This window comes from Flavobacterium anhuiense, from assembly GCF_050990855.1.
GTDB classification, from domain to species: domain Bacteria; phylum Bacteroidota; class Bacteroidia; order Flavobacteriales; family Flavobacteriaceae; genus Flavobacterium; species Flavobacterium anhuiense_C.
Window position 1 is genome coordinate 482,501 of sequence record NZ_CP158861.1, and the last position, 22,394, is coordinate 504,894.

Annotated in this window: 16 protein-coding genes, 2 tRNA genes and 4 rRNA genes; 6 read left to right on the forward strand and 16 right to left on the reverse strand. The window is 38.5% G+C overall.

Features of this window, described 5'->3' with window-relative positions:
- Positions 1-101: 101 nt before the first annotated feature.
- Positions 102-1,615: ribosomal RNA gene (locus ABTV69_RS02355) — 16S ribosomal RNA — on the reverse strand.
- Positions 1,616-3,780: 2,165 nt separating this feature from the next.
- Between ABTV69_RS02355 and ABTV69_RS02360 the strand changes: the two genes are divergently transcribed.
- The 3 genes from ABTV69_RS02360 to ABTV69_RS02370 are packed head-to-tail and all read left to right on the forward strand — an operon-like array spanning position 3,781 to position 4,391.
- On the forward strand, positions 3,781-3,987 hold the full coding sequence (locus tag ABTV69_RS02360; RefSeq protein WP_433833903.1) for a transposase: 207 nt from the start codon (positions 3,781-3,783) through the stop codon (positions 3,985-3,987).
- A 16-nt stretch (positions 3,988-4,003) separates the two neighbouring features.
- The gene (locus ABTV69_RS02365; protein WP_433833905.1) at positions 4,004-4,207 is read left to right on the forward strand and encodes a transposase; all 204 of its coding nucleotides are present in this window, start codon (positions 4,004-4,006) and stop codon (positions 4,205-4,207) included.
- A gap of 40 nt (positions 4,208-4,247) precedes the next feature.
- Positions 4,248-4,391, forward strand: coding sequence for a hypothetical protein (locus tag ABTV69_RS02370; RefSeq protein WP_433833907.1), 144 nt, complete (start codon positions 4,248-4,250; stop codon positions 4,389-4,391).
- Positions 4,392-4,528: 137 nt separating this feature from the next.
- On the opposite strand, the gene rrf is transcribed toward ABTV69_RS02370, so the two are convergent.
- The 7 genes from rrf to ABTV69_RS02405 form a co-directional block, all read right to left on the reverse strand.
- Positions 4,529-4,638, reverse strand: a 5S ribosomal RNA gene (gene rrf, locus ABTV69_RS02375).
- A gap of 152 nt (positions 4,639-4,790) precedes the next feature.
- Positions 4,791-7,673, reverse strand: a 23S ribosomal RNA gene (locus tag ABTV69_RS02380).
- Between the two features lie 130 nt (positions 7,674-7,803).
- Positions 7,804-7,877, reverse strand: a tRNA-Ala gene (locus ABTV69_RS02385).
- Positions 7,878-7,964: 87 nt separating this feature from the next.
- A tRNA-Ile gene (locus ABTV69_RS02390) sits at positions 7,965-8,038 on the reverse strand.
- Between the two features lie 126 nt (positions 8,039-8,164).
- Positions 8,165-9,678: ribosomal RNA gene (locus ABTV69_RS02395) — 16S ribosomal RNA — on the reverse strand.
- Together the 16S, 23S and 5S rRNA genes with 2 tRNA genes alongside form the textbook arrangement of a ribosomal RNA operon.
- Positions 9,679-10,723: 1,045 nt before the next feature.
- The gene (locus tag ABTV69_RS02400; protein WP_433833909.1) at positions 10,724-11,959 is read right to left on the reverse strand and encodes an ABC transporter permease; all 1,236 of its coding nucleotides are present in this window, start codon (positions 11,957-11,959) and stop codon (positions 10,724-10,726) included.
- Between the two features lie 103 nt (positions 11,960-12,062).
- Positions 12,063-12,557, reverse strand: a complete 495-nt coding sequence (locus ABTV69_RS02405; protein WP_433833911.1) for a YkgJ family cysteine cluster protein — start codon at positions 12,555-12,557, stop codon at positions 12,063-12,065.
- A gap of 72 nt (positions 12,558-12,629) precedes the next feature.
- Here ABTV69_RS02405 and ABTV69_RS02410 point away from each other — a divergent pair, with 72 nt between their 5' ends.
- Both ABTV69_RS02410 and ABTV69_RS02415 read left to right on the forward strand, forming a co-directional pair.
- Positions 12,630-13,337, forward strand: a complete 708-nt coding sequence (locus ABTV69_RS02410) for a class I SAM-dependent methyltransferase (RefSeq protein WP_433833913.1) — start codon at positions 12,630-12,632, stop codon at positions 13,335-13,337.
- Between the two features lie 18 nt (positions 13,338-13,355).
- The gene (locus ABTV69_RS02415; RefSeq protein ID WP_433833915.1) at positions 13,356-13,901 is read left to right on the forward strand and encodes a YfiT family bacillithiol transferase; all 546 of its coding nucleotides are present in this window, start codon (positions 13,356-13,358) and stop codon (positions 13,899-13,901) included.
- Between the two features lie 76 nt (positions 13,902-13,977).
- Here the strand turns inward: ABTV69_RS02415 and ABTV69_RS02420 are convergent, their stop codons facing one another.
- The 8 genes from ABTV69_RS02420 to ABTV69_RS02455 form a co-directional block, all read right to left on the reverse strand.
- The gene (locus ABTV69_RS02420) at positions 13,978-14,610 is read right to left on the reverse strand and encodes a 7-carboxy-7-deazaguanine synthase QueE (RefSeq protein WP_433833917.1); all 633 of its coding nucleotides are present in this window, start codon (positions 14,608-14,610) and stop codon (positions 13,978-13,980) included.
- 100 nt (positions 14,611-14,710) lie between these two features.
- The gene (locus ABTV69_RS02425) at positions 14,711-16,378 is read right to left on the reverse strand and encodes a tetratricopeptide repeat protein (protein ID WP_433833919.1); all 1,668 of its coding nucleotides are present in this window, start codon (positions 16,376-16,378) and stop codon (positions 14,711-14,713) included.
- 16 nt (positions 16,379-16,394) lie between these two features.
- The gene (locus ABTV69_RS02430; protein ID WP_433833922.1) at positions 16,395-17,318 is read right to left on the reverse strand and encodes a PstS family phosphate ABC transporter substrate-binding protein; all 924 of its coding nucleotides are present in this window, start codon (positions 17,316-17,318) and stop codon (positions 16,395-16,397) included.
- Between the two features lie 2 nt (positions 17,319-17,320).
- A complete protein-coding gene (locus ABTV69_RS02435) occupies positions 17,321-17,551 on the reverse strand; it encodes a hypothetical protein (protein ID WP_433833924.1) in 231 nt (76 codons plus the stop codon).
- A complete protein-coding gene (locus ABTV69_RS02440; RefSeq protein ID WP_250835047.1) occupies positions 17,551-18,351 on the reverse strand; it encodes an energy transducer TonB in 801 nt (266 codons plus the stop codon). Before ABTV69_RS02440 ends, ABTV69_RS02435 begins: the two co-directional genes overlap by 1 nt.
- 39 nt (positions 18,352-18,390) lie before the next feature.
- On the reverse strand, positions 18,391-18,951 hold the full coding sequence (locus tag ABTV69_RS02445; RefSeq protein ID WP_433833926.1) for an ExbD/TolR family protein: 561 nt from the start codon (positions 18,949-18,951) through the stop codon (positions 18,391-18,393).
- A gap of 19 nt (positions 18,952-18,970) precedes the next feature.
- Positions 18,971-19,582, reverse strand: coding sequence for an ExbD/TolR family protein (locus ABTV69_RS02450; RefSeq protein WP_201999704.1), 612 nt, complete (start codon positions 19,580-19,582; stop codon positions 18,971-18,973).
- A 42-nt stretch (positions 19,583-19,624) separates the two neighbouring features.
- The gene (locus tag ABTV69_RS02455) at positions 19,625-20,449 is read right to left on the reverse strand and encodes a MotA/TolQ/ExbB proton channel family protein (RefSeq protein ID WP_198855496.1); all 825 of its coding nucleotides are present in this window, start codon (positions 20,447-20,449) and stop codon (positions 19,625-19,627) included.
- 381 nt (positions 20,450-20,830) lie between these two features.
- On the opposite strand from ABTV69_RS02455, the gene ABTV69_RS02460 reads away from it, so the two are divergent.
- Positions 20,831-22,348: a helicase HerA-like domain-containing protein gene (locus tag ABTV69_RS02460; protein ID WP_433833929.1), complete on the forward strand. Its 1,518-nt coding sequence runs from the start codon at positions 20,831-20,833 to the stop codon at positions 22,346-22,348.
- The last annotated feature ends 46 nt before the right edge of the window (positions 22,349-22,394 follow it).

A 22,394-nucleotide genomic window follows, 5' to 3' on the forward strand; every position in this document is an offset into this window, starting at 1 on the left:
TTTTTTAAATTAACAGCAAGAGCAATACAATTTCGGGATTCCGAACCTCTGTCGGCATCTTATTTCCCAAGCGTGCCCAACGGCTAACACTCGGGCTCTAGAAAGGAGGTGTTCCAGCCGCACCTTCCGGTACGGCTACCTTGTTACGACTTAGCCCTAGTTACCAGTTTTACCCTAGGCAGCTCCTTGCGGTCACCGACTTCAGGCACCCCCAGCTTCCATGGCTTGACGGGCGGTGTGTACAAGGCCCGGGAACGTATTCACCGGATCATGGCTGATATCCGATTACTAGCGATTCCAGCTTCACGGAGTCGAGTTGCAGACTCCGATCCGAACTGTGACCGGCTTTATAGATTCGCTCCCCCTCGCGGGGTGGCTGCTCTCTGTACCGGCCATTGTAGCACGTGTGTAGCCCAAGGCGTAAGGGCCGTGATGATTTGACGTCATCCCCACCTTCCTCACAGTTTGCACTGGCAGTCTTGTTAGAGTTCCCGACACTACTCGCTGGCAACTAACAACAGGGGTTGCGCTCGTTATAGGACTTAACCTGACACCTCACGGCACGAGCTGACGACAACCATGCAGCACCTTGTAAACTGTCTTGCGAAAGATCTGTTTCCAAATCGGTCAGTCTGCATTTAAGCCTTGGTAAGGTTCCTCGCGTATCATCGAATTAAACCACATGCTCCACCGCTTGTGCGGGCCCCCGTCAATTCCTTTGAGTTTCAAACTTGCGTTCGTACTCCCCAGGTGGGATACTTATCACTTTCGCTTAGCCACTGAACTTGCGCCCAACAGCTAGTATCCATCGTTTACGGCGTGGACTACCAGGGTATCTAATCCTGTTCGCTACCCACGCTTTCGTCCATCAGCGTCAATCCACCGGTAGCAACCTGCCTTCGCAATTGGTATTCCATGTAATCTCTAAGCATTTCACCGCTACACTACATATTCTAGTTGCTTCCCAGTAATTCAAGTCCTGCAGTATCAATGGCCGTTCCACCGTTGAGCGATGGGCTTTCACCACTGACTTACAAGACCGCCTACGGACCCTTTAAACCCAATGATTCCGGATAACGCTTGGATCCTCCGTATTACCGCGGCTGCTGGCACGGAGTTAGCCGATCCTTATTCTTACGGTACCGTCAAGCTCCCTCACGAGGGAGTGTTTCTTCCCGTACAAAAGCAGTTTACAATCCATAGGACCGTCATCCTGCACGCGGCATGGCTGGTTCAGGCTTGCGCCCATTGACCAATATTCCTCACTGCTGCCTCCCGTAGGAGTCTGGTCCGTGTCTCAGTACCAGTGTGGGGGATCTCCCTCTCAGGACCCCTACCCATCGTCGCCTTGGTAAGCCGTTACCTTACCAACTAGCTAATGGGACGCATGCTCATCTTTCACCGTTGTGACTTTAATTGGAAAAGGATGCCCTTATCCAATGCTATGAGGCATTAATCCAAATTTCTCTGGGCTATTCCTCTGTGAAAGGCAGATTGCATACGCGTTACGCACCCGTGCGCCGGTCTCAGGTTCCGAAGAACCCTACCCCTCGACTTGCATGTGTTAAGCCTGCCGCTAGCGTTCATCCTGAGCCAGGATCAAACTCTTCATCGTATATTTTAATATTATATATTCGACGCTTTCTATCGGTTCTTTTTCGAATCTCTCGATTCTACTGCTCTTATTTCTTTTGTCCCGCTGTTAAGCGGGACGGCTGTCAATTCAATATGTCTACGAACGTGTCTTTTATTCCTTCATCGCTTGTTTCTCAAAGCGGGTGCAAAACTAAAAATTCTTTTTGTTTCCTGCAAGCAAAACCCGAAAAATTTTGAAACTTTTTTTTTCGCTTCCTTTCTCCGTTTTCCTTCCAATCTTCCAATGAACTTTCCGTGTTTTGCGGGGTGCAAATGTAAAAAGCTTTTTCAATTCCCGCAAGCTTTTCCGAATCTTTTTTTGAAAATTTCTTTCCTTTCGATTCTTGCCTGCTATCGGAATTTCTAAGAGCGTTTTTCGCTGTTGCGGGTGCAAAAGTAGAACCTTTTTCCGCTTTTCCAAGCTTTTTATCACGCTTTTTTTTGCTTTTTTTTGATCTTTTTCTTAACTAACTGGTAACAGCTTCTTTACAGATCAATTATTTTTTATTGCTTGTAAGGTTTTTCTTCCTTTGACTGTGTTTTTCTTATTTTACCCATCGTTTAGATTCTCTTTTCTGAGGATTTTTTATTCTTTACAACCGTTTTCCGCTCTTTTATTATGGTTCTGAGAACATCTTTATCCAAAAGCTTTCTTCTGAAATCTGGATTTCTAGCCCCGATAGAAGCGGAAATCCTTTTTGGGGCGGGGTTCGCCCCAAAAAGATTGAAGCGGATAGCGGGAAGAAGCTCCTTATTATTATTGAAATTCCAAATGCCAAAACTTACCGCTGCGTTGCCCTCTGCTTGGCAGGCCTCTCCTATATACGAAATTATAAACCCAACAGGTTTTCAAAATCTGTCGAGTTGCGAGGAGCTATATATATGGATGCAAAATCTAATTTCCACTCCAAATAGGATTCCATCGATAAGAAGATGCACTGCAGTGTGCCTCTACATATATACGTTGCGAGAATTTCATCATGCTTGCGTTTTATTAATTAGCCAAGTTAATACTGATTGCCTTTTCTATGATTATCATTTTAATTATTTACAGACAGGATGATTTTTTAAGTTTTAACATTAAAAATTACACCGAAAACTTTTATTTAAAATAACCTTTTACCATCTATTTTGTTTAGCTCAGAAAAGAACTCAAATCATCAGAATTCTGAATCAATGAAAATCAATAACTAGTCAATTGCGAAATTTTCTTACACAATGCCCTTTAACCAATCCTTCTCGAGCTTTATTCTTGGAGAAATCTTATTGGAATTTCAATTCTGCTTACCCAAAGCAATTTGCAATAATAAAATCACAAACTAATAAAATACAACAAGAACCTAACATTATAAGCAAACATAATTTAGATTTTTCAGAATAAACTTCCTTTAAGTCCAATATCCCTCAAAAGGACACCGCTCCCACCGCTAACACACTTTTCGGAGAGTTTGGCTTTTTGGATCAAGTCAAAAAACTGTGGAGAAATATACAAGTCGATTTTTGCATTTCAAAAATAATCAAATGCTGGACTCCTTTTTAGATCTACTTAAATTACTATTGCCAGAAATAATAGTTGACTATTTTGAGCTTACTTGCTATGGGAAAGGAAAAGATATCTTCAATTGTATTTAAAAGAAATCAATTCCATTCCAAAAGAATATTGTGAATATAAATTAAGCCCTAAAGTTTTTTGACCAAATAACAGTATTCAGGATTTCCCATCCAAGGGCATCAGGCTTATCTGCATATCACCCGCAGAAGATGGCTCAATGAGGATAATGGAAAAATGGTTTTCAGAGATTAAAATTTAATTGCAGACGGAACTCGTGTCACACAGGAGTTTGCGTCTTTTTTAAAAGAAATCAATAGATTCTACCTCAAATGACACCAATACAATTGCTAGTTTTTTTTATGGTATAAGAGGGAAAAACCTGCAGTATCAGTATAAAGATTTCTTAAGCGATTTTAAAATTGGAATCAGAAGCAGCATGCTAAAAAATAGCTTGTTTTTCTTGAAAATATCACCAAACATCTATAAATAGATAAAACTTCTCTTTTCCAATGGAGAACTGCACACTATTTTGAACAGGAAATTAACCAAAAAGCAGAAAAGACACCATTGTAGCTATAGCGGCAGGAACCAAAGTGGAGTCCATCATTGAGATAATTGAAAAAAAATACCGGTTAAAAAAAAGAAACATGGCCAAGGAGATCACTTTGGATATGACTGGAAGCATGGGCTTAATTACCAAAAAGTGTTTTCACAACGCAGTTCATGCTACAAACCGTTTTCATGTTCAAAAGCTAGCTTCAGAATCCCAGCAGGAAATAAGGATTAAATACCACTGGTAGGTCATTGATCCTGAAAATGAATATAGAAAAAGCTAAAAAATTTAATAAAAAGTTTGAACCTGAAGTGAAACAGTTGCTGGCAAGAAGCCGTTATTTTTTATACAAAAGCAGATCAAAATGGTCCATAAATCAGACTAGAAGAGTACAGCTGCTGTTTCAATTGCATCCTGAGACTGAAAAAGCATATCACTTTACCCAGGATCTGCATAGTATATTTTAAAAAACTACAGCAAAATCATAGGACTCACTAAACTTGCCAAATGGCACCAAAAAAGTTAATCAGTCAAGCTTCAAATCCTTCAATACAGTATTCCGAACAATATAGAATCATTCAATACAAAAATAAAAACTTCAGGGCAAAATTCAGAGGGTCTAGAAATGTAGAATTCTTCTTTTTAGACTAACCAAATATTTATGCTTAATTTTTCAATCTCACAGGTTTTCGTACTGATCCGAAGTTGAAGGTTTTCTTTTCAAGAGTAATCTCCAAAACCGGCATAAAACAGAAAACCCCGTCCGATTCGGACAGGGTTTTTCAAAAGAAAGGCGACGACATACTCTCCCACATAACTGCAGTACCATCTGCGCAGGCGGGCTTAACTTCTCTGTTCGGGATGGGAAGAGGTGAGCCCCGCCGCAATAACCACCTTAAGAAGTTATAATTGCTTTGGGCAATCTTTTTAATTGTTAATTATAAATTATTAATTATCAATCAAACAATATTTTAACATACTGGGATAAAGAAACAAATAAGCTTTTTTTTAGAAAGTTCTCTCCTCCCGATTGCTCGGGAGGAAAAGGGTGTGCATAAGCTTACGGATTATTAGTACTACTCGACTATGACATTACTGCCTTTACATCTGTAGCCTATCAACGTGGTCATCTTCCACGATCCTTAAAAGAAATCTCATCTTGTGGTGGGTTTCGCGCTTATATGCTTTCAGCGCTTATCCCTTCCAAACGTAGCTACTCTGCGGTGCCCCTGGCGGGACAACAGATACACTAGAGGTTTGTCCAATTCGGTCCTCTCGTACTAGAATCAGATCCACTCAAATTTCTAACGCCCGCAGTAGATAGAGACCGAACTGTCTCACGACGTTCTGAACCCAGCTCGCGTGCCACTTTAATGGGCGAACAGCCCAACCCTTGGGACCTTCTCCAGCCCCAGGATGTGACGAGCCGACATCGAGGTGCCAAACCCCCCCGTCGATATGAGCTCTTGGGGGAGATCAGCCTGTTATCCCCGGCGTACCTTTTATCCTTTGAGCGATGGCCCTTCCATGCGGAACCACCGGATCACTATGCTCTACTTTCGTACCTGATCGACCTGTATGTCTCTCAGTCAAGCTCCCTTATGCCATTGCACTCTACGCACGGTTACCAAGCGTGCTGAGGGAACCTTTAGAAGCCTCCGTTACTCTTTTGGAGGCGACCACCCCAGTCAAACTACCCACCAAGCACTGTCCCCCACATCGCGGGGTTAGGCCTCAGATAAACAAAGGGTTGTATTTCAACAATGACTCCAAAGCGCCTGGCGACGCCCCTTCACAGTCTCCAACCTATCCTACACATCATTTATCCAAGGTCAATACTAAGCTATAGTAAAGGTGCACAGGGTCTTTTCGTCCCACTGCGGGTAAACGGCATCTTCACCGTTACTACAATTTCACCGAGCTCATGGCTGAGACAGTGTCCAGATCGTTACACCATTCGTGCAGGTCGGAACTTACCCGACAAGGAATTTCGCTACCTTAGGACCGTTATAGTTACGGCCGCCGTTTACTGGGGCTTCAATTCAATGCTTCTCCGAAGATAACATCTCCTCTTAACCTTCCAGCACCGGGCAGGTGTCAGGCCCTATACTTCATCTTGCGATTTTGCAGAGCCCTGTGTTTTTGATAAACAGTCGCCTGGACCTCTTCACTGCGGCCCCGATTGCTCGGGGCGACCTTTCTCCCGAAGTTACAGGTCTATTTTGCCTAATTCCTTAGCCATGAATCTCTCGAGCACCTTAGGATTCTCTCCTCAACTACCTGTGTCGGTTTACGGTACTGGTTCTTACTGCCTGAAGTTTAGAGGTTTTTCTTGGAAGCCCTTAGGCGCACTATCTCTTTGTCCGAAGACTCCGAGTACTATCGTATTTCCCCAAAAGATGTGGATTTGCCTGCATCTCTTATAGGTAGGTACTTCAACGAACTATTCCGTCAGTTCGCGGCGCTTTCATCACTCCGTCACCCCATCACAGCAATAAGAAGTACGGGAATATTAACCCGTTGGCCATCGACTGTCCCTTTCGGGTTCGCCTTAGGTCCAGACTAACCCACAGCTGATTAGCATAGCTGTGGAAACCTTAGTTTTTCGGTGTGCGGGTTTCTCGCCCGCATTATCGTTACTTATGCCTACATTTTCTTTTCTGACCGGTCCAGCATACCTTACGATACACCTTCTGCCCTGTCAGAATGCTCCCCTACCACTTTGCATCACTGCAAAATCCATAGCTTCGGTAATATGCTTATGCCCGATTATTATCCATGCTCGTCCGCTCGACTAGTGAGCTGTTACGCACTCTTTAAATGAATGGCTGCTTCCAAGCCAACATCCTAGCTGTCTGGGCAGACAAACCTCGTTCTTTCAACTTAGCATATATTTGGGGACCTTAGCTGATGGTCTGGGTTCTTTCCCTCTCGGACTTGGACCTTAGCACCCAAGCCCTCACTGCTGGGAAACATTATATAGCATTCGGAGTTTGTCAGGAATTGGTAGGCGGTGAAGCCCCCGCATCCAATCAGTAGCTCTACCTCTATATAACTATCCTCAGCGCTGCACCTAAATGCATTTCGGGGAGTACGAGCTATTTCCGAGTTTGATTGGCCTTTCACCCCTACCCACAGGTCATCCGAAGACTTTTCAACGTCAACCGGTTCGGTCCTCCACTGTGTGTTACCACAGCTTCAACCTGCCCATGGGTAGATCACACGGTTTCGCGTCTAACACTACTGACTAAAGCGCCCTATTCAGACTCGCTTTCGCTGCGGATCCATGGCTTAACCACTTATCCTTGCCAGCAGCGTTAACTCGTAGGCTCATTATGCAAAAGGCACGCCGTCACCCCACGAAAGGGCTCCGACCGCTTGTAAGCGCATGGTTTCAGGATCTATTTCACTCCGTTATTCACGGTTCTTTTCACCTTTCCCTCACGGTACTGGTTCACTATCGGTCTCTCAGGAGTATTTAGCCTTAGCGGATGGTCCCGCCGAATTCAGACAGGGTTTCACGTGCCCCGCCCTACTCAGGATACCGCTATCCATTACGCTCGTTGCCCATACGGGGCTGTCACCCTCTATGGCGCTCCTTTCCAGAAGCTTCCGGTTCCTTGCGCATGAAATATCGCGGTCCTACAACCCCAGCAAGGCCGTAACAATGCTGGTTTGGGCTAATCCGCGTTCGCTCGCCACTACTTACGGAATCACTTTTGTTTTCTTCTCCTCCGCCTACTTAGATGTTTCAGTTCAGCGGGTTTGCCCACCTATCGGTGTGCTATATCTTCAATATAGCGGGTTGCCCCATTCGGATACCTGCGGATCGATCGGTGTGTGCCCGTCCCCGCAGCTTTTCGCAGCTTATCACGTCCTTCATCGCCTCTGAGAGCCTAGGCATTCCCCATGCGCCCTTATTTTGCTTATTGCACCAAATCATAATTTAATATGATCCGTTTTGTTTTGTTTTCCTTATGCTTTCGCTTAAGAAAAACGCTTTCTACTTTCTTATTATTTTCTTATCCCAATATGTCAATGAACTTTAAAGCTTACGCTTCCGTGGAGAATAACGGAGTCGAACCGTTGACCTCCTGCGTGCAAGGCAGGCGCTCTAGCCAGCTGAGCTAATCCCCCATTTTTTTTAAAATTCCAAATTTTTAAATTCCAAATTCCAAAAAATAAGGATTATAACCTCTAGAATTTCCTGAATCAGGTTTTTAGTAGTCCCGGGCAGACTCGAACTGCCGACCCCTACATTATCAGTGTAGTACTCTAACCAGCTGAGCTACGAGACTCTGTCTTCTTGATTCCTTATCATTTTTTTTTAAATTAACAGCAAGAGCAATACAATTTCGGGATTCCGAACCTCTGTCGGCATCTTATTTCCCAAGCGTGCCCAACGGCTAACACTCGGGCTCTAGAAAGGAGGTGTTCCAGCCGCACCTTCCGGTACGGCTACCTTGTTACGACTTAGCCCTAGTTACCAGTTTTACCCTAGGCAGCTCCTTGCGGTCACCGACTTCAGGCACCCCCAGCTTCCATGGCTTGACGGGCGGTGTGTACAAGGCCCGGGAACGTATTCACCGGATCATGGCTGATATCCGATTACTAGCGATTCCAGCTTCACGGAGTCGAGTTGCAGACTCCGATCCGAACTGTGACCGGCTTTATAGATTCGCTCCCCCTCGCGGGGTGGCTGCTCTCTGTACCGGCCATTGTAGCACGTGTGTAGCCCAAGGCGTAAGGGCCGTGATGATTTGACGTCATCCCCACCTTCCTCACAGTTTGCACTGGCAGTCTTGTTAGAGTTCCCGACACTACTCGCTGGCAACTAACAACAGGGGTTGCGCTCGTTATAGGACTTAACCTGACACCTCACGGCACGAGCTGACGACAACCATGCAGCACCTTGTAAACTGTCTTGCGAAAGATCTGTTTCCAAATCGGTCAGTCTGCATTTAAGCCTTGGTAAGGTTCCTCGCGTATCATCGAATTAAACCACATGCTCCACCGCTTGTGCGGGCCCCCGTCAATTCCTTTGAGTTTCAAACTTGCGTTCGTACTCCCCAGGTGGGATACTTATCACTTTCGCTTAGCCACTGAACTTGCGCCCAACAGCTAGTATCCATCGTTTACGGCGTGGACTACCAGGGTATCTAATCCTGTTCGCTACCCACGCTTTCGTCCATCAGCGTCAATCCACCGGTAGCAACCTGCCTTCGCAATTGGTATTCCATGTAATCTCTAAGCATTTCACCGCTACACTACATATTCTAGTTGCTTCCCAGTAATTCAAGTCCTGCAGTATCAATGGCCGTTCCACCGTTGAGCGATGGGCTTTCACCACTGACTTACAAGACCGCCTACGGACCCTTTAAACCCAATGATTCCGGATAACGCTTGGATCCTCCGTATTACCGCGGCTGCTGGCACGGAGTTAGCCGATCCTTATTCTTACGGTACCGTCAAGCTCCCTCACGAGGGAGTGTTTCTTCCCGTACAAAAGCAGTTTACAATCCATAGGACCGTCATCCTGCACGCGGCATGGCTGGTTCAGGCTTGCGCCCATTGACCAATATTCCTCACTGCTGCCTCCCGTAGGAGTCTGGTCCGTGTCTCAGTACCAGTGTGGGGGATCTCCCTCTCAGGACCCCTACCCATCGTCGCCTTGGTAAGCCGTTACCTTACCAACTAGCTAATGGGACGCATGCTCATCTTTCACCGTTGTGACTTTAATTGGAAAAGGATGCCCTTATCCAATGCTATGAGGCATTAATCCAAATTTCTCTGGGCTATTCCTCTGTGAAAGGCAGATTGCATACGCGTTACGCACCCGTGCGCCGGTCTCAGGTTCCGAAGAACCCTACCCCTCGACTTGCATGTGTTAAGCCTGCCGCTAGCGTTCATCCTGAGCCAGGATCAAACTCTTCATCGTATATTTTAATATTATATATTCGACGCTTTCTATCGGTTCTTTTTCGAATCTCTCGATTCTACTGCTCTTATTTCTTTTGTCCCGCTGTTAAGCGGGACGGCTGTCAATTCAATATGTCTACGAACGTGTCTTTTATTCCTTCATCGCTTGTTTCTCAAAGCGGGTGCAAAACTAAAAATTCTTTTTGTTTCCTGCAAGCAAAACCCGAAAAATTTTGAAACTTTTTTTTTCGCTTCCTTTCTCCGTTTTCCTTCCAATCTTCCAATGAACTTTCCGTGTTTTGCGGGGTGCAAATGTAAAAAGCTTTTTCAATTCCCGCAAGCTTTTCCGAATCTTTTTTTTGAAAATTTCTTTCCTTTTCGATTCTTGCCTGCTACCGGAATTTCTAAGAGCGTTTTTCGCTGTTGCGGGTGCAAAAGTAGAACCTTTTTCCGCTTTTCCAAGCTTTTTATCACGCTTTTTTTTGCTTTTTTTTGATCTTTTTCTTAACTAACTGATAACGGTGTTTTTACAATCTGATTATTTTCGCATCTCTGTGGGGTTTTTCTTCTTTTGCTTCGATTTTTCATATTTTATAGGGGTTCTGAACCTTCCTTTTTATTGGATTTTTACTCCATGATGCCCTTTTCAGATGATTTTTCATGCTTCGAGAATCTTCTTTTTCCCGAAAATCCCTTATGGAAACCCATGCCCTAGCCCCGATAGCAGCGGAAATCCTTTTTATGGCGGGGTTCGCCATAAAAAGATTGCAGCGGATAGCGGGATTAAGCTCCTTATCAAATTCCAATTTAAAAAATTCCAAATTCCAAAGCTTAATAGGCTTCGCTTCGCTCAGCTTCACATCCTATACTTATATATAATATGTGCCGTTAATAAACCCGACAGGTTTTAAAAACCTCTCGGGTTTCGAGAATCGTAATGCATTAAAGCCCCAGCTCTGCTTTGCTGCGCTCAGGTAGGATTCTATACTTATATATGGTATTTCAAAAAGAAACCCGACTAGCTTTGAAAAACTGTCGGGTTGAATCTGTGCGTTTATTTTAAATTAGTCGAAGCGAATTGCTTTTACTGGAGATATTTTGGTTATTATATAAGAAGGAATTAATAGCACTAGGAAACAAACTCCGACAGTAAGCAGATTTAATAGCAATATATAAAACCAATTGAGATAAACTGGCGCTTGATTGACATAATAGTTTTCTGGATTGAGCTGAATGACACCAAATTGCTGCTGAATTAGCAGAATTGAAATTCCAATCAAATTCCCCCAGAATAGTCCGCGTAGTATGAGATAAAAGGAATTATATAAAAATATCTTACGGACTGACCAATTATTTGCCCCCATCGATTTTAAAATTCCAATCATTTGGGTTCTCTCTAAAATAAGAACCAGTAAAGCGACAACCATATTAATTGTTGCCACTAGAATCATAATCCCTAAAATGATTATAATATTAAAATCGAATAGTTGAAGCCAATCAAAAATATAACTGTATTTTTCTACAATCGTTTTTGTATCAAGGTTAGACGAAGTTTCTTCGTAAATTTTATTTCCGACTGATTTTATTTCCTTAAAATCTTTGACAAAAACCTCAAATGCTCCGACTTGATTTTCATTCCATTTATTAATTCTTTGAACATGCCTAATGTCTCCAATAATATATGTCGCATCAAAATCTTGGAACCCTGAATTAAATATGGCAGCTATTTTAAATCGACGACTGTTTGGAAGTTTCCCCTGTTCTTCTTTTAAAAAAAAAGTATTAAACTGATCTCCTAATTTTAAATTTAGACGATCTGCAAGAAATCTAGAAATAATGACATCTTCATTTACTGCTTTTGTAAAATCTGGAACTTTCCCTTCTACAATATACTCTTTTATATTGTTCCAATTGTAGTCTGTCCCTACTCCTTTGAATATAATTCCTTCAAAAGCATTTTCTGTTCTAATAATCCCAGCCTTACTTGCTACAGCTTGAATATGACTAACCTCTGGAACAGATTTAAAATTAGGATAGAAATCTTGCTTTTTAGAAATAGGAACCGTTGTAACTTCTGAATTGTTATTATCATAATTAGAAATTATAACTTGTCCGTTGAACGCCGAGACTTTGTCCCGAATTTTTTTTTGCAAACCTATCCCTGTAGCTACAGAAACCATCATCATAACGATTCCGATTGCGATTGCAGAAATAGCAATTCTTATAATGGGTGCCGAAATACTGCTTTTGTAATCTTTTGCAGTAATAAGTCTTTTGGCTATGAAATATTCTAAATTCAAATTATTTGTTTTACTTACGTTGTTTATAGTTCTTCCTTTCTCAAAAATACATCTCAAAAAAGGAAATAAAGAAATTCTTAGAAACAAATACTCGTTCAATCACTTATAGAGGCAATTTCTTTTTCATCTCCTCTACAATATTAAAGGCTGCTGGACAAATTTCAACATTTTTTAACGTTAAGTTCGAAATCTGATAAAATTTATTTCGATCTGTATGTGGAAACTCTCTACAAGCTTTTGGACGAACGTCATAAATCATACAATAGTTTTCATTATCCAGAAATGTACAAGGAACGCTTTTCAAAACATAATCTTTATCCTCGTCAATTCGCAAATATTGATCAATAAATTGCTGTGGTTTTTGTCTAAAATGTTTTGAAATACGCTCAATATCTGCCAATGTAAATAATGGTCCTGTTGTTTTACAGCAATTAGCGCACTTCAAGCAATCCGTCCTTTTAAATTCAGCTTCATGCAAATCTTGCATAATGTAATCTAAATTCTTTGGCGGTTTCTTTTTAAGCTTATCGAAATACTTTTTATTCTCGTTATGCTTATCTTTGGCTAACTTATTTAAGTTATTTAAAATCTGTTTCAAGTTTAATCTTTAAAGTTGATTTGCAAAATTAAACAACTTTGAACTTGAAACCTTAAACTTTGAACTAAAACAATGAAAGATCTTTTTGGGAAAGCAATATTTGATTTTTACACCAAAAATTCACCTGAAGACATTATTACCGAAACTTCAATTTCTGAAGAAGACGAAATGAGTGTCGAATATCTTTTCCGCACTTATAATGAAATGCCAAAAATTGAGCAAAAAGCGCTGCAATTGGCAAAAGGAAAAATACTAGATGTAGGTTGCGGCGCTGGCAGTCATGTATTATCTCTACAAAACGAACTCAATCTAGAAGTACAAGCTATTGATATTTCAGAAAAAGCAATTGAAACTTGTCGCCTTCGCGGAATTAAAAATGCTAGAGTTGAAAATATTTTAGACTTTGAAGGGGAAAAATTCGACACGATTTTACTTCTAATGAATGGAACAGGGATTTTTGGTCGGTTAAAAAATTGCAATACGTATTTGTCTAAGTTAAAATCCCTTTTGAACTCTGGCGGACAAATTTTGATAGACAGTTCTGATATTATCTATATGTTTGATGAAGATGAGGACGGCGGCAAATGGATTCCGTCTGAAAATGATTATTATGGAGAATTAGTTTTTAATATTAGCTATAAAGGAGAAAAAGAAGAGCCTTTTGATTGGTTGTATTTAGATTACAACACGCTTCAAAATGCCGCAATTGCTAATGGTTTAAATTGCGAACTTATTCTTGAAGGCGAACATTATGATTATTTGGCCAGACTTTCTATTTAAAACAAACCATAAAAAATCATGAAAGAACTAAATTTAGAAAAATTAAAATATCCTATTGGAAAATTTATTGCTCCAGAGAATTATTCAAAGGAATATCTTGCTGAAAAAATTGCAGCAATTGAAAGTCTCCCAGAAAAACTAGCAAATGAAACAATTCATTTAACTGATGAACAATTGGACACACCATATCGTCCTGATGGATGGACTGTCAGACAAGTTATTCATCATTGCGCTGAAAGCCACATGCATTGTTACATTCGACTGAAATGGACATTAACAGAAAATAATCCCGTGATTAAACCATATGATGAAGTTCTTTGGTCGGAAATAAATGATAATTTAACTATGCCTATTCAGCCAACTTTAGATTTACTGAAAGGACTTCATTTTAGATTAGGATATATTATGAGAAATTTATCAGAATCTGATTTAGAAAAAACGTTCATACATCCTGCAGATAATTCGGAGAACAAACTTAAAAAGATTATCGGAATGTATGCTTGGCATGGAAATCATCATTTGACACACATTACTACTTTGAAAAATTACAAAGATTGGAAGTAATTAGGTGTTTACTTTTTATACAGAACTGTAAACTTCTATAAACAAAAAATCTCTTCGCTTGAAGAGATTTTTTGTTTTATGGAATATTAAGATACTTATGAGTCTGTAATGAAACTCTCCATTTCGGATTATTCATAACATAATCTACAATAAGTGGCGTCATTTCTTCTTTTTTACTCCATTCTGGTTGAAGAAATAAAATTGCATTATCATTTACGAGCTCTGCTTGTTCCTCTGCGAAAATAAAATCGTGTTTATTGTAAATAATCACTTTTAATTCATGAGCATTATCATACACGGTTTGAGTTGGTAATTTGTTCTTCTTTGGCGAAAGACAAATCCAATCCCAAGTTCCAGACAATGGAAAAGCACCAGAAGTTTCAATATGAACTTTTAAATCCTTTTCTCTTAATCGCTTTGTTAAAAATGTCATATCCCAAGACAAAGGTTCTCCGCCAGTGACTACAACAGTATCCGCATATTTCGCAGCATTTTCAACAATTAAATCTACACTTGTCGGCGGATGAAGCTCAGCATTCCAGCTTTCTTTCACATCACACCAATGACATCCTACATCGCATCCACCAATTCTAATAAAATAAGCAGCTCTTCCCGTATGCGAACCTTCACCTTGAATGGTATAAAATTCCTCCATCAAAGGAAGCATTGCTCCTTTATTTACTTCTAATTGTATTTCTTTTGGTAACATTTTACTATTTTAAGAGTGCAAAGATAGTCAATAATATATGGAACAAAAAAAACCGATAGTTTTTTGAACTATCGGTTTTTGGTTATTTTTTAAAGCTTTATTATTTTAAAGCTTTAATAGATTGCGTAGCATATGAATTTGCAGGATCTAAAACTAAAGTTTTATTGAAATACTCAATAGCTTTAGCTTTATCTGTATTAGCATAAGCAGCACCAATACCGTTGTAAGCTTCAACAAATTTTTTAGCTACAGCTGGCTTAGCTACTTCTTCTGCACCTTTTGCTGAAATTTTAGTAACATACTCTTCGTAGTTTTTAATGATCATATCATCTTTGTCTAATAAAGAATTAATTCTTGCTTTGTACAAGTATGCTTCATCATAGCTAGGCGCAGTCGCTAAAATTTTATCGAAAACTGCATCTGCTTTACCTAAAGCAACAGCATCACGACTTTCTTTTGGTTTGCTAGCGTTACCGTAGTATAAAGAAATTCCATAATAAACACTGTCATCTAAGTAATTTTTAGACTCAGAATTGTTTGCTCCTAATTCAAAAATAGCTGCTGCTTGTGCATATTGTTTTTTTCCGAATAATTCTTTCCCGAAATCTGCAAATTCTTCAACTACAAGAGGCTCTAATTCAACCGCTTTTTTGATATCAGCTAAGCCTGAATCAAAAGCTGCTTGATCTACTGTACCATCAGCTGCAGTTCCTTTTTTAATTTTAGCTAAACCTAAGTAGTAGTAGTCTCTACCAATAACTTTATTTCCAGGAGCTTTGATAAAATCTTCGATAGATTTAATTGCTACATCAACATTTCCGTTTTCATAAGCAGCATATCCTAAATATCTATAGATTCTAGGATTAACTTTATCCTGAGCAATCATTTTGTTTGCAACAGTTTCTAATTGCTTGTAATCTTTAACTAAAATCAAGAAATCTGCATGACGCATTTTAGAATCAAGAGAGTAATCTGTCAAACTTAAATATTTCTCATAGTTTGTAATTGCATTTTGCAAGTTCACTTTAGCAGTAGAAGGTTTATTTCTTGCCCATTTGTAATATGTTTCGGCAAGCTCTCTATAAACTGGTCCGTAGTTAGCATCTAAAGCAATAACTTCATTGAAAGATTTAATAGCTTCATCGTAAGATTTAGCTCCTTTCAATAAAACACCTAGCTGCATTTTTGCTCTTAGTAAAGTATTATCGGCTGTAAAAGCATCACGGTAAGCTTTGTACGCATCATTTTGATTGTTAGCTCCGTAATAAGCATCTCCAATTGCTAATAAAGCTTGTGCATTTTGAGGATCAACTAACAAAGCTCTTTTCAAAACTTCAATAGCATTTTTGTAATCTGGATTCTCAGAATTCATATAAGCTCTAGCGATATAAATAAATTCATTTATATCTTTTTTTCTCATGTCTTTAGTCGCTAAAGCAAAATTTGCTTGAGCAGCTGCAGTATTTTTCGCATCAAGATCTAATTGACCTAAACCAATATAATTTAAGTTTTTCTTATCTGAAGCCTGTAATCCATTATTGTAATAGATTTTAGCAGAATCCACCACAGATTGATTCAAATAAACATTTCCTAAAACAAAATTTGCTTCTCCATCTGAAGGTTTAGCTTTGATGATTGATTTAAGGATTGTTTTTGCTTTATCAAATTGCTCAGCATCGATTGCCTTCTTTGCTTGGTTGATATCTTGCGCTTTTGCCGCCGAAGCCGAGGCAACTAATGCAAGACTAAAAATTTTAAATTTATTCATCTTTATTGTAATTAATTTATTCTTTATCTTTTATTATTTCACTTCTAATTTTAAGTTTTCTACCTGGAGTTTTGAATGGTAGTAATCCAGATTTCAAAACAATACGTTGTCCTATATCACCAGCTATGAATGAAGCGAAGCCCATTCCAAGTCCTGAATAACCTTGACAATTTATAATAAACAAATCACGTGCCAAAGGATATTTTCCAATTTCTAGGTCATTTTGGGTAGGGCTATAATATTCATTGCTATCTAAGCCTTTAACATAAAGAACATTAATCTTATTGATAATCTCCGTCATCTCAGGAGTTGGCTGATAAAACCAATTTATACCAATAACCCCAATCATTCCTTCATTTTCGGAAACAAATTTAATTACTTCATTATTTGTTTTAAATGAGAAAACACCTGTTTTGGGAATTTCATTTACTTTCGCCAATTCCTTCATATAACGAACTGTACTTGAATTAGGATTATCGAAAACAAGGCCTTTAATTTTACCATCTGTCTTACCTTGCATGAAATCGATCACACTTTTCAACGCAATTAACGTATCATTATTGCTTTTGCTTGAAATAAAAGCAATAGCATCATGAGCAAAAGGAGTTATCCTTGGTTTGATTTTACTTTTGTCAAAACGAGCTATTTCTTCTGCAGTTAGATTTCGTGCAGTAATCGCAACTTTAGCTTTCTGATTTAATAAATCATTAATTACTTCCGCTTCTGATTTTGGTTGTACTGTAATTTTTGCATCATAGTAAGTGCCTTCAAAAACAGCAACCTGATCGTCTACAATTTGCTTTACCGTTTCATCAACTGCAATATCAAGTGATCCTTTTAAAATGGTTTCTTTTTCAGTTTCACTCTTGCTTTTTTGGTTACACATGGCAAACAAAAAGACAAAAACAACCAAACCTAAAGCCTTACTATATTTCAACATAATTATTCTTCTTTTGAATTAATTAATCTTAAAAATCTTATTGCAGAATATACGATCAGTAATCCACCTAAGGCATATCTGTATTTCGGTTCCATATTAAGCGGGAGTTTTTCCCAAAACATAATCATTAAACCGAGTACAAGATATATTAAAAAAAACAGTATTCCTAAAACAAGAAGAAATCGCTCTTTGAGCGATTTCTTCTGAATATTATTAAGCATATCTTTTAACATTATTCTGCAGATTGAATAGTAATAGGAAGAGAGTATAATACCCTAACTTTTTTACCATTTTGCTCGCCGGGAGTCCATTTTGGACATTTTTTAAGAACACGAATTGCTTCTGCTCCTGTACCATAACCGATATCTCTTAAAACTTTAATATCTGTTAATGACCCGTCTTTTTCAACTACAAACGTAACGTAAACTTTACCTTTTAAACCTTCTTCTTCTGGAGTCTTGTAGTTGTTTCCTACGAATTTGTAGAATTTCTCAATACCTCCTGGGAAATCTGGCTTTACTTCGATACCAGCTGTATTATATACAGTGTTATCTTCTTGTACCACCTCTGCTACTGGTCCTTTACCAACTGGTTCATCAACAGTTAAAACTGCATCTGGATCTCCTTTGATAGTTTCAGCACCAACTTTTTTGTCTTTTAATTCAACAATCTTTGGTGGGTCTTCAGTTACTTCTTCCGCTTTTGCAACCACCGGTTTAACGAATTTAACCTGATCCACTTTTGGTGGTGGTGGCGGTGGTGGTGGCATGTTAGGCTTAATTTCCTCTTTTTTAGGAGGTAATTTTACCGCAGCCATCTTAACCTCTTTAACCTCTTCTTCTTCTGTAGAGTCTGGTAACAAACTCGCGATAAGAGGAGCAGCAATAGCAGCACTAAAGATAAGAGAACCAATAACAAGTGCTTTCACAGTTGTTTTTCCGTTTGATTTTCTCAGCTCGTATGCTCCATATATCTTATTACGTCCTTCGAATACGATATCAAGCCACTGATTTTTTATAATATCTAATTTCATACTTCTTGATTTTTAAGTCGATAAAATCTAAGATTGCTCTTATTTTTTATCTATCACTTTTGTTTCTTCCGGTGTAAATTCAGGAACAATTGCATACGTCTCAACTCCAGTGATAGCCATTTCGTCCAAGATATCAACCAAATTACGGTAATTTGATTTTTTTGTTGGTTTAATGATCACAATGATTCCGTTTTTAGGTTTTCCTAAAGCTGCAGAATAAGCTAAAACATTTTTCTTTTGTTTTAACAATTCTCTACGGATACCATCTTTACCATATGCAATATCTTTTGGTCCCACTTTTGGTGTTGCCAATAACCCCATATAGTAAACCATCTTATTATCGGCACCTAACATTACTGTCATCGTACGATTTTCGTCTACTTTGGTATCCTCAGTTTTCTTATTAGGATCATCATCTTTATTTGGCAATGATAAATCCATCGATTGAGGTTTTGACAACGAAGTAGTTAACATAAAGAATGTGATCAATAAGAATGCCAAATCCACCATCGCTGTTAAATCGACTTTCGAATTCTGCTTTTTACTTCTTACTTTACCACCTTTACCACCACCGCCGTCGCCGGTATTTAATTCAGCCATCTTAGTGTATATTTTTTAATTAAAAGTCTCTTCCTCTTTTACCTGTAACTAAGTTAAAGGAATTGATTTTCTGATCTTGCAAAATATCCATAATTTTTCTAATTTTTGGATATTCTTCTTTAGCATCTCCTTTAATCGCAATCTGCAATTCTTTGTCATCCAAATCAATTGTAGCTCTTCTAGAAATCAAAAGCCATTCTTTTAATTGATTATCTAATGAATCCAAAGGAATTCCAGGTTGGTTTGCTTTGGTTCTGTCCGCCGCTTTCATATCAATGATTTGCTTCAAACCTGTAATTGGCACACCAAAATCATCCATAAGAGCAAATTTGGTTTTATCTTCTTCTGAAAATTCAATACCATATTTTGCACCCATTCCTTCAAGAGTTCTTTTACGAACTTCTCTTCCTTTGATGTCAAAAAATACTTTTCCTTTTCCTACTGTAATAATAGCCAAATCAGTATCTGGCAGTTTACTTATCGCAACAGAAGCAGGCATATCTACAGGCAATGCCTCAGGCACTTTAGCAGTAGCGGTCAAAATAAAGAACGTTAGCAAAAGGAACGCTACATCACACATCGCAGTCATATCTGTCGATGTAGACTTTTTTTTCATTTTTATTTTAGCCATTATCTTTTATTTTTATTTTTTTGATATAAAATCAAAAATTAATTATTGTCTTAAACTTCCTCTGAATTTTCTGTAAGTATTCACGATTGTAGTACCAGCCTCATCGATAGAGTAAGTTAAATCGTCAATTTTAGCAGTAAAGAAGTTGTAAGAAATAATTGCTAAGATAGAAGTAGAGATACCAGTTGCAGTGTTGATAAGTGCCTCAGAGATACCTGTTGCAAGAGCAGCTTGGTCAGGAGTACCAGCAGAAGCTAACGCACCAAACGCTTTAATCATACCAGATACAGTTCCTAATAATCCTCCTAATGTACCTAAAGATACTAAAGTAGAGATAATAGTCATGTTTTTCTCTAACATTGGCATTTCTAATGAAGTTGCCTCTTCGATTTCTTTGTGGATTACTTCTGAAGCTTCTTCACTATTGAATCCTTCTTTTTTAACGTCTTGGTATTTTACCAAAGCAGATTTAATTGCGTTTGCAACTGAACCTTGTTGTTTGTCGCAAGAAGCGATAGCAGCTTCGATGTTTCCTTCTTTAATACTTCCTTGAACGCTTTTCATGAATTTGTCAAGGTTAGTTTTTCCAGCAGCTTTACCAATAACAATAAATCTTTCAATAGAAAAAACAACAACCATTAAAAACATACCTAATAATACAGGTACAATGAAACCTCCTTTATAAACTTGTCCTAATGTATTGATTGGATGTCCAGTTTCTGGATTACCTCCTTCGAAGTTCGCAGAGTCCCCCATGATTACTTTCCAAATAAACACCCCTACTAAGATACACGCAACAATAATGATTCCAGTGATCATTCCTCCCCCATTTGAAGTGCTTTCTTTTTTAACTTTAACGTTTGCCATTTTTTTTAATTTTAATAGTTTTAAATAATTTTTATTTTTTAGTTATATTTAACTTGTAGAGGAGCAAATTTATACGTTTAGTTTAAATAAAAAAACTTTTTTTAATTTAATTGACCGAAATTTAACTTCAATTTAAAAAATATCTCATTAAATTGCCGACATCATTTTTTAAATAAAACAAAAAAAAGGACGATAATTAGAAAAATTACAACGTTTTAGTAAATATTCAAAGATTCCTTTGATATCTTCTTAAAAAGCTGAGAATTTTTTTTTTATTAAATTTTCAATCAAAAAAAGCTTTTTCTTACTAAAAAAAACCACATAAAAAGTGCCCAAAAACAAAGCAATACTCATATAACAATCTAAATTACAAATAAAAACATGAATAAAAAAGATAATTTTATTGCAGATATAAATACGGGGTATTCTACAAAGGGAGACAGCATCATCCTTGGAGGCGCGATACTTGACGGTGAGCCAATTGCAGAGGCGCATGTCAAAATTCCACTAAAAACTTTAAATCGACACGGATTAATTGCAGGCGCTACTGGAACAGGAAAAACCAAAACAATTCAAGTTTTTTCAGAGCAACTTTCAAATGCGGGCATTCCTGTTTTAATGATGGATATTAAAGGAGACTTTAGCGGTATTGCTAAAGAAGGAAAAGAGGAAGGTTTTATTACAGAACGTCATGCTAAAATAAACATACCTTATAATGTAGCTGCATTTCCTGTTGAATTAATGTCTTTATCCAAACAGAATGGAGTCCGCCTGCGTGCTACTGTTTCTGAGTTTGGACCTGTTTTATTTTCTCGAATTTTAGATTTGAATGATACACAGGCAGGAGTTGTCGTGGTTATCTTTAAATATTGTGATGACAATAAAATGCCTTTGTTGGATTTAAAAGACATTAAAAAAGTAATCAATTATATTACGGAGGAAGGCAAAGATGAAATTGCAGCGAGCTATGGAAAAATATCAACTGCTACAACAGGCACAATTCTTAGAAAAATCATAGAATTGGAACAACAAGGCGGTGACTTGTTTTTTGGTGAGTTGTCTTTTGAAACGGATGATTTAATGCGAATTGATGAAAACGGAAAAGGTTACGTTAATATCATCCGCTTGACGGACATTCAAGATAAACCAAAATTATTCTCAACTTTCATGTTAAGTCTTTTGGCTGAAATTTATCAAAAAATGCCTGAAAAAGGAGATGCTGGGCAACCTGAACTGGTAATCTTCATTGATGAAGCGCATTTAATTTTTAATGAAGCTAGCAAAGCACTTCTGGAACAAATAGAAACAATTGTAAAATTAATTCGTTCTAAAGGTATCGGACTTTATTTTGTCACTCAAAACCCGATGGATGTACCAAGTGGCGTTTTAGCTCAATTGGGACTAAAGATTCAGCATGCGTTGCGAGCTTTTACAGCAAATGATCGCCAAGCCATTAAAAAGACGGCAGACAACTATCCTACTTCTCCTTATTATAAGACTGATGAATTATTGACAAGTTTAGGAATTGGAGAAGCTTTGGTTACTGCTCTTAATGAAAAAGGTATTCCAACTCCTCTTGTTGCTACGATGATGCGTGCGCCAATGAGTCGAATGGATGTTTTGTCTGTTGAAGAAATTGACGAAATAAATGGTAAATCGAAACTCGTTAAGAAATACGCTGAAGAAATTGATCGCGAAAGTGCTTTCGAAATTTTGAATAAAAAATTATCAGACGCTGCAGAAGTTGCTGCTCAACAAGAAGAACAAGCTCCCGCCAAATCATCTAAAACAGAACCAAGCACTACAGAAGTTGTTACAAAATCTGTTTTGAAAGTGGTAACAAGCGCTACCTTTATACGAGGCGTTTTTGGTGTCTTGTCAAAATTTCTAAAAAAATAAACTACTATTTTTAAACCATATAAGGCATATAAGTTCAGTTAATCTG

Excerpts from the sequence above, each read along its gene's own strand:
- ABTV69_RS02365 (WP_433833905.1), top strand. The coding sequence starts at position 4,004 with ATGAATATAGAAAAAGCTAAAAAATTTAATAAAAAGTTTGAACCTGAA.
- ABTV69_RS02370 (WP_433833907.1), top strand. The coding sequence starts at position 4,248 with ATGGCACCAAAAAAGTTAATCAGTCAAGCTTCAAATCCTTCAATACAG.
- ABTV69_RS02410 (WP_433833913.1), top strand. The coding sequence starts at position 12,630 with ATGAAAGATCTTTTTGGGAAAGCAATATTTGATTTTTACACCAAAAAT.
- ABTV69_RS02415 (WP_433833915.1), top strand. The coding sequence starts at position 13,356 with ATGAAAGAACTAAATTTAGAAAAATTAAAATATCCTATTGGAAAATTT.
- ABTV69_RS02420 (WP_433833917.1), bottom strand. The coding sequence starts at position 14,610 with ATGTTACCAAAAGAAATACAATTAGAAGTAAATAAAGGAGCAATGCTT.
- ABTV69_RS02425 (WP_433833919.1), bottom strand. The coding sequence starts at position 16,378 with ATGAATAAATTTAAAATTTTTAGTCTTGCATTAGTTGCCTCGGCTTCG.
- ABTV69_RS02430 (WP_433833922.1), bottom strand. The coding sequence starts at position 17,318 with ATGTTGAAATATAGTAAGGCTTTAGGTTTGGTTGTTTTTGTCTTTTTG.
- ABTV69_RS02435 (WP_433833924.1), bottom strand. The coding sequence starts at position 17,551 with ATGTTAAAAGATATGCTTAATAATATTCAGAAGAAATCGCTCAAAGAG.
- ABTV69_RS02440 (WP_250835047.1), bottom strand. The coding sequence starts at position 18,351 with ATGAAATTAGATATTATAAAAAATCAGTGGCTTGATATCGTATTCGAA.
- ABTV69_RS02445 (WP_433833926.1), bottom strand. The coding sequence starts at position 18,951 with ATGGCTGAATTAAATACCGGCGACGGCGGTGGTGGTAAAGGTGGTAAA.
- ABTV69_RS02450 (WP_201999704.1), bottom strand. The coding sequence starts at position 19,582 with ATGGCTAAAATAAAAATGAAAAAAAAGTCTACATCGACAGATATGACT.
- ABTV69_RS02455 (WP_198855496.1), bottom strand. The coding sequence starts at position 20,449 with ATGGCAAACGTTAAAGTTAAAAAAGAAAGCACTTCAAATGGGGGAGGA.
- ABTV69_RS02460 (WP_433833929.1), top strand. The coding sequence starts at position 20,831 with ATGAATAAAAAAGATAATTTTATTGCAGATATAAATACGGGGTATTCT.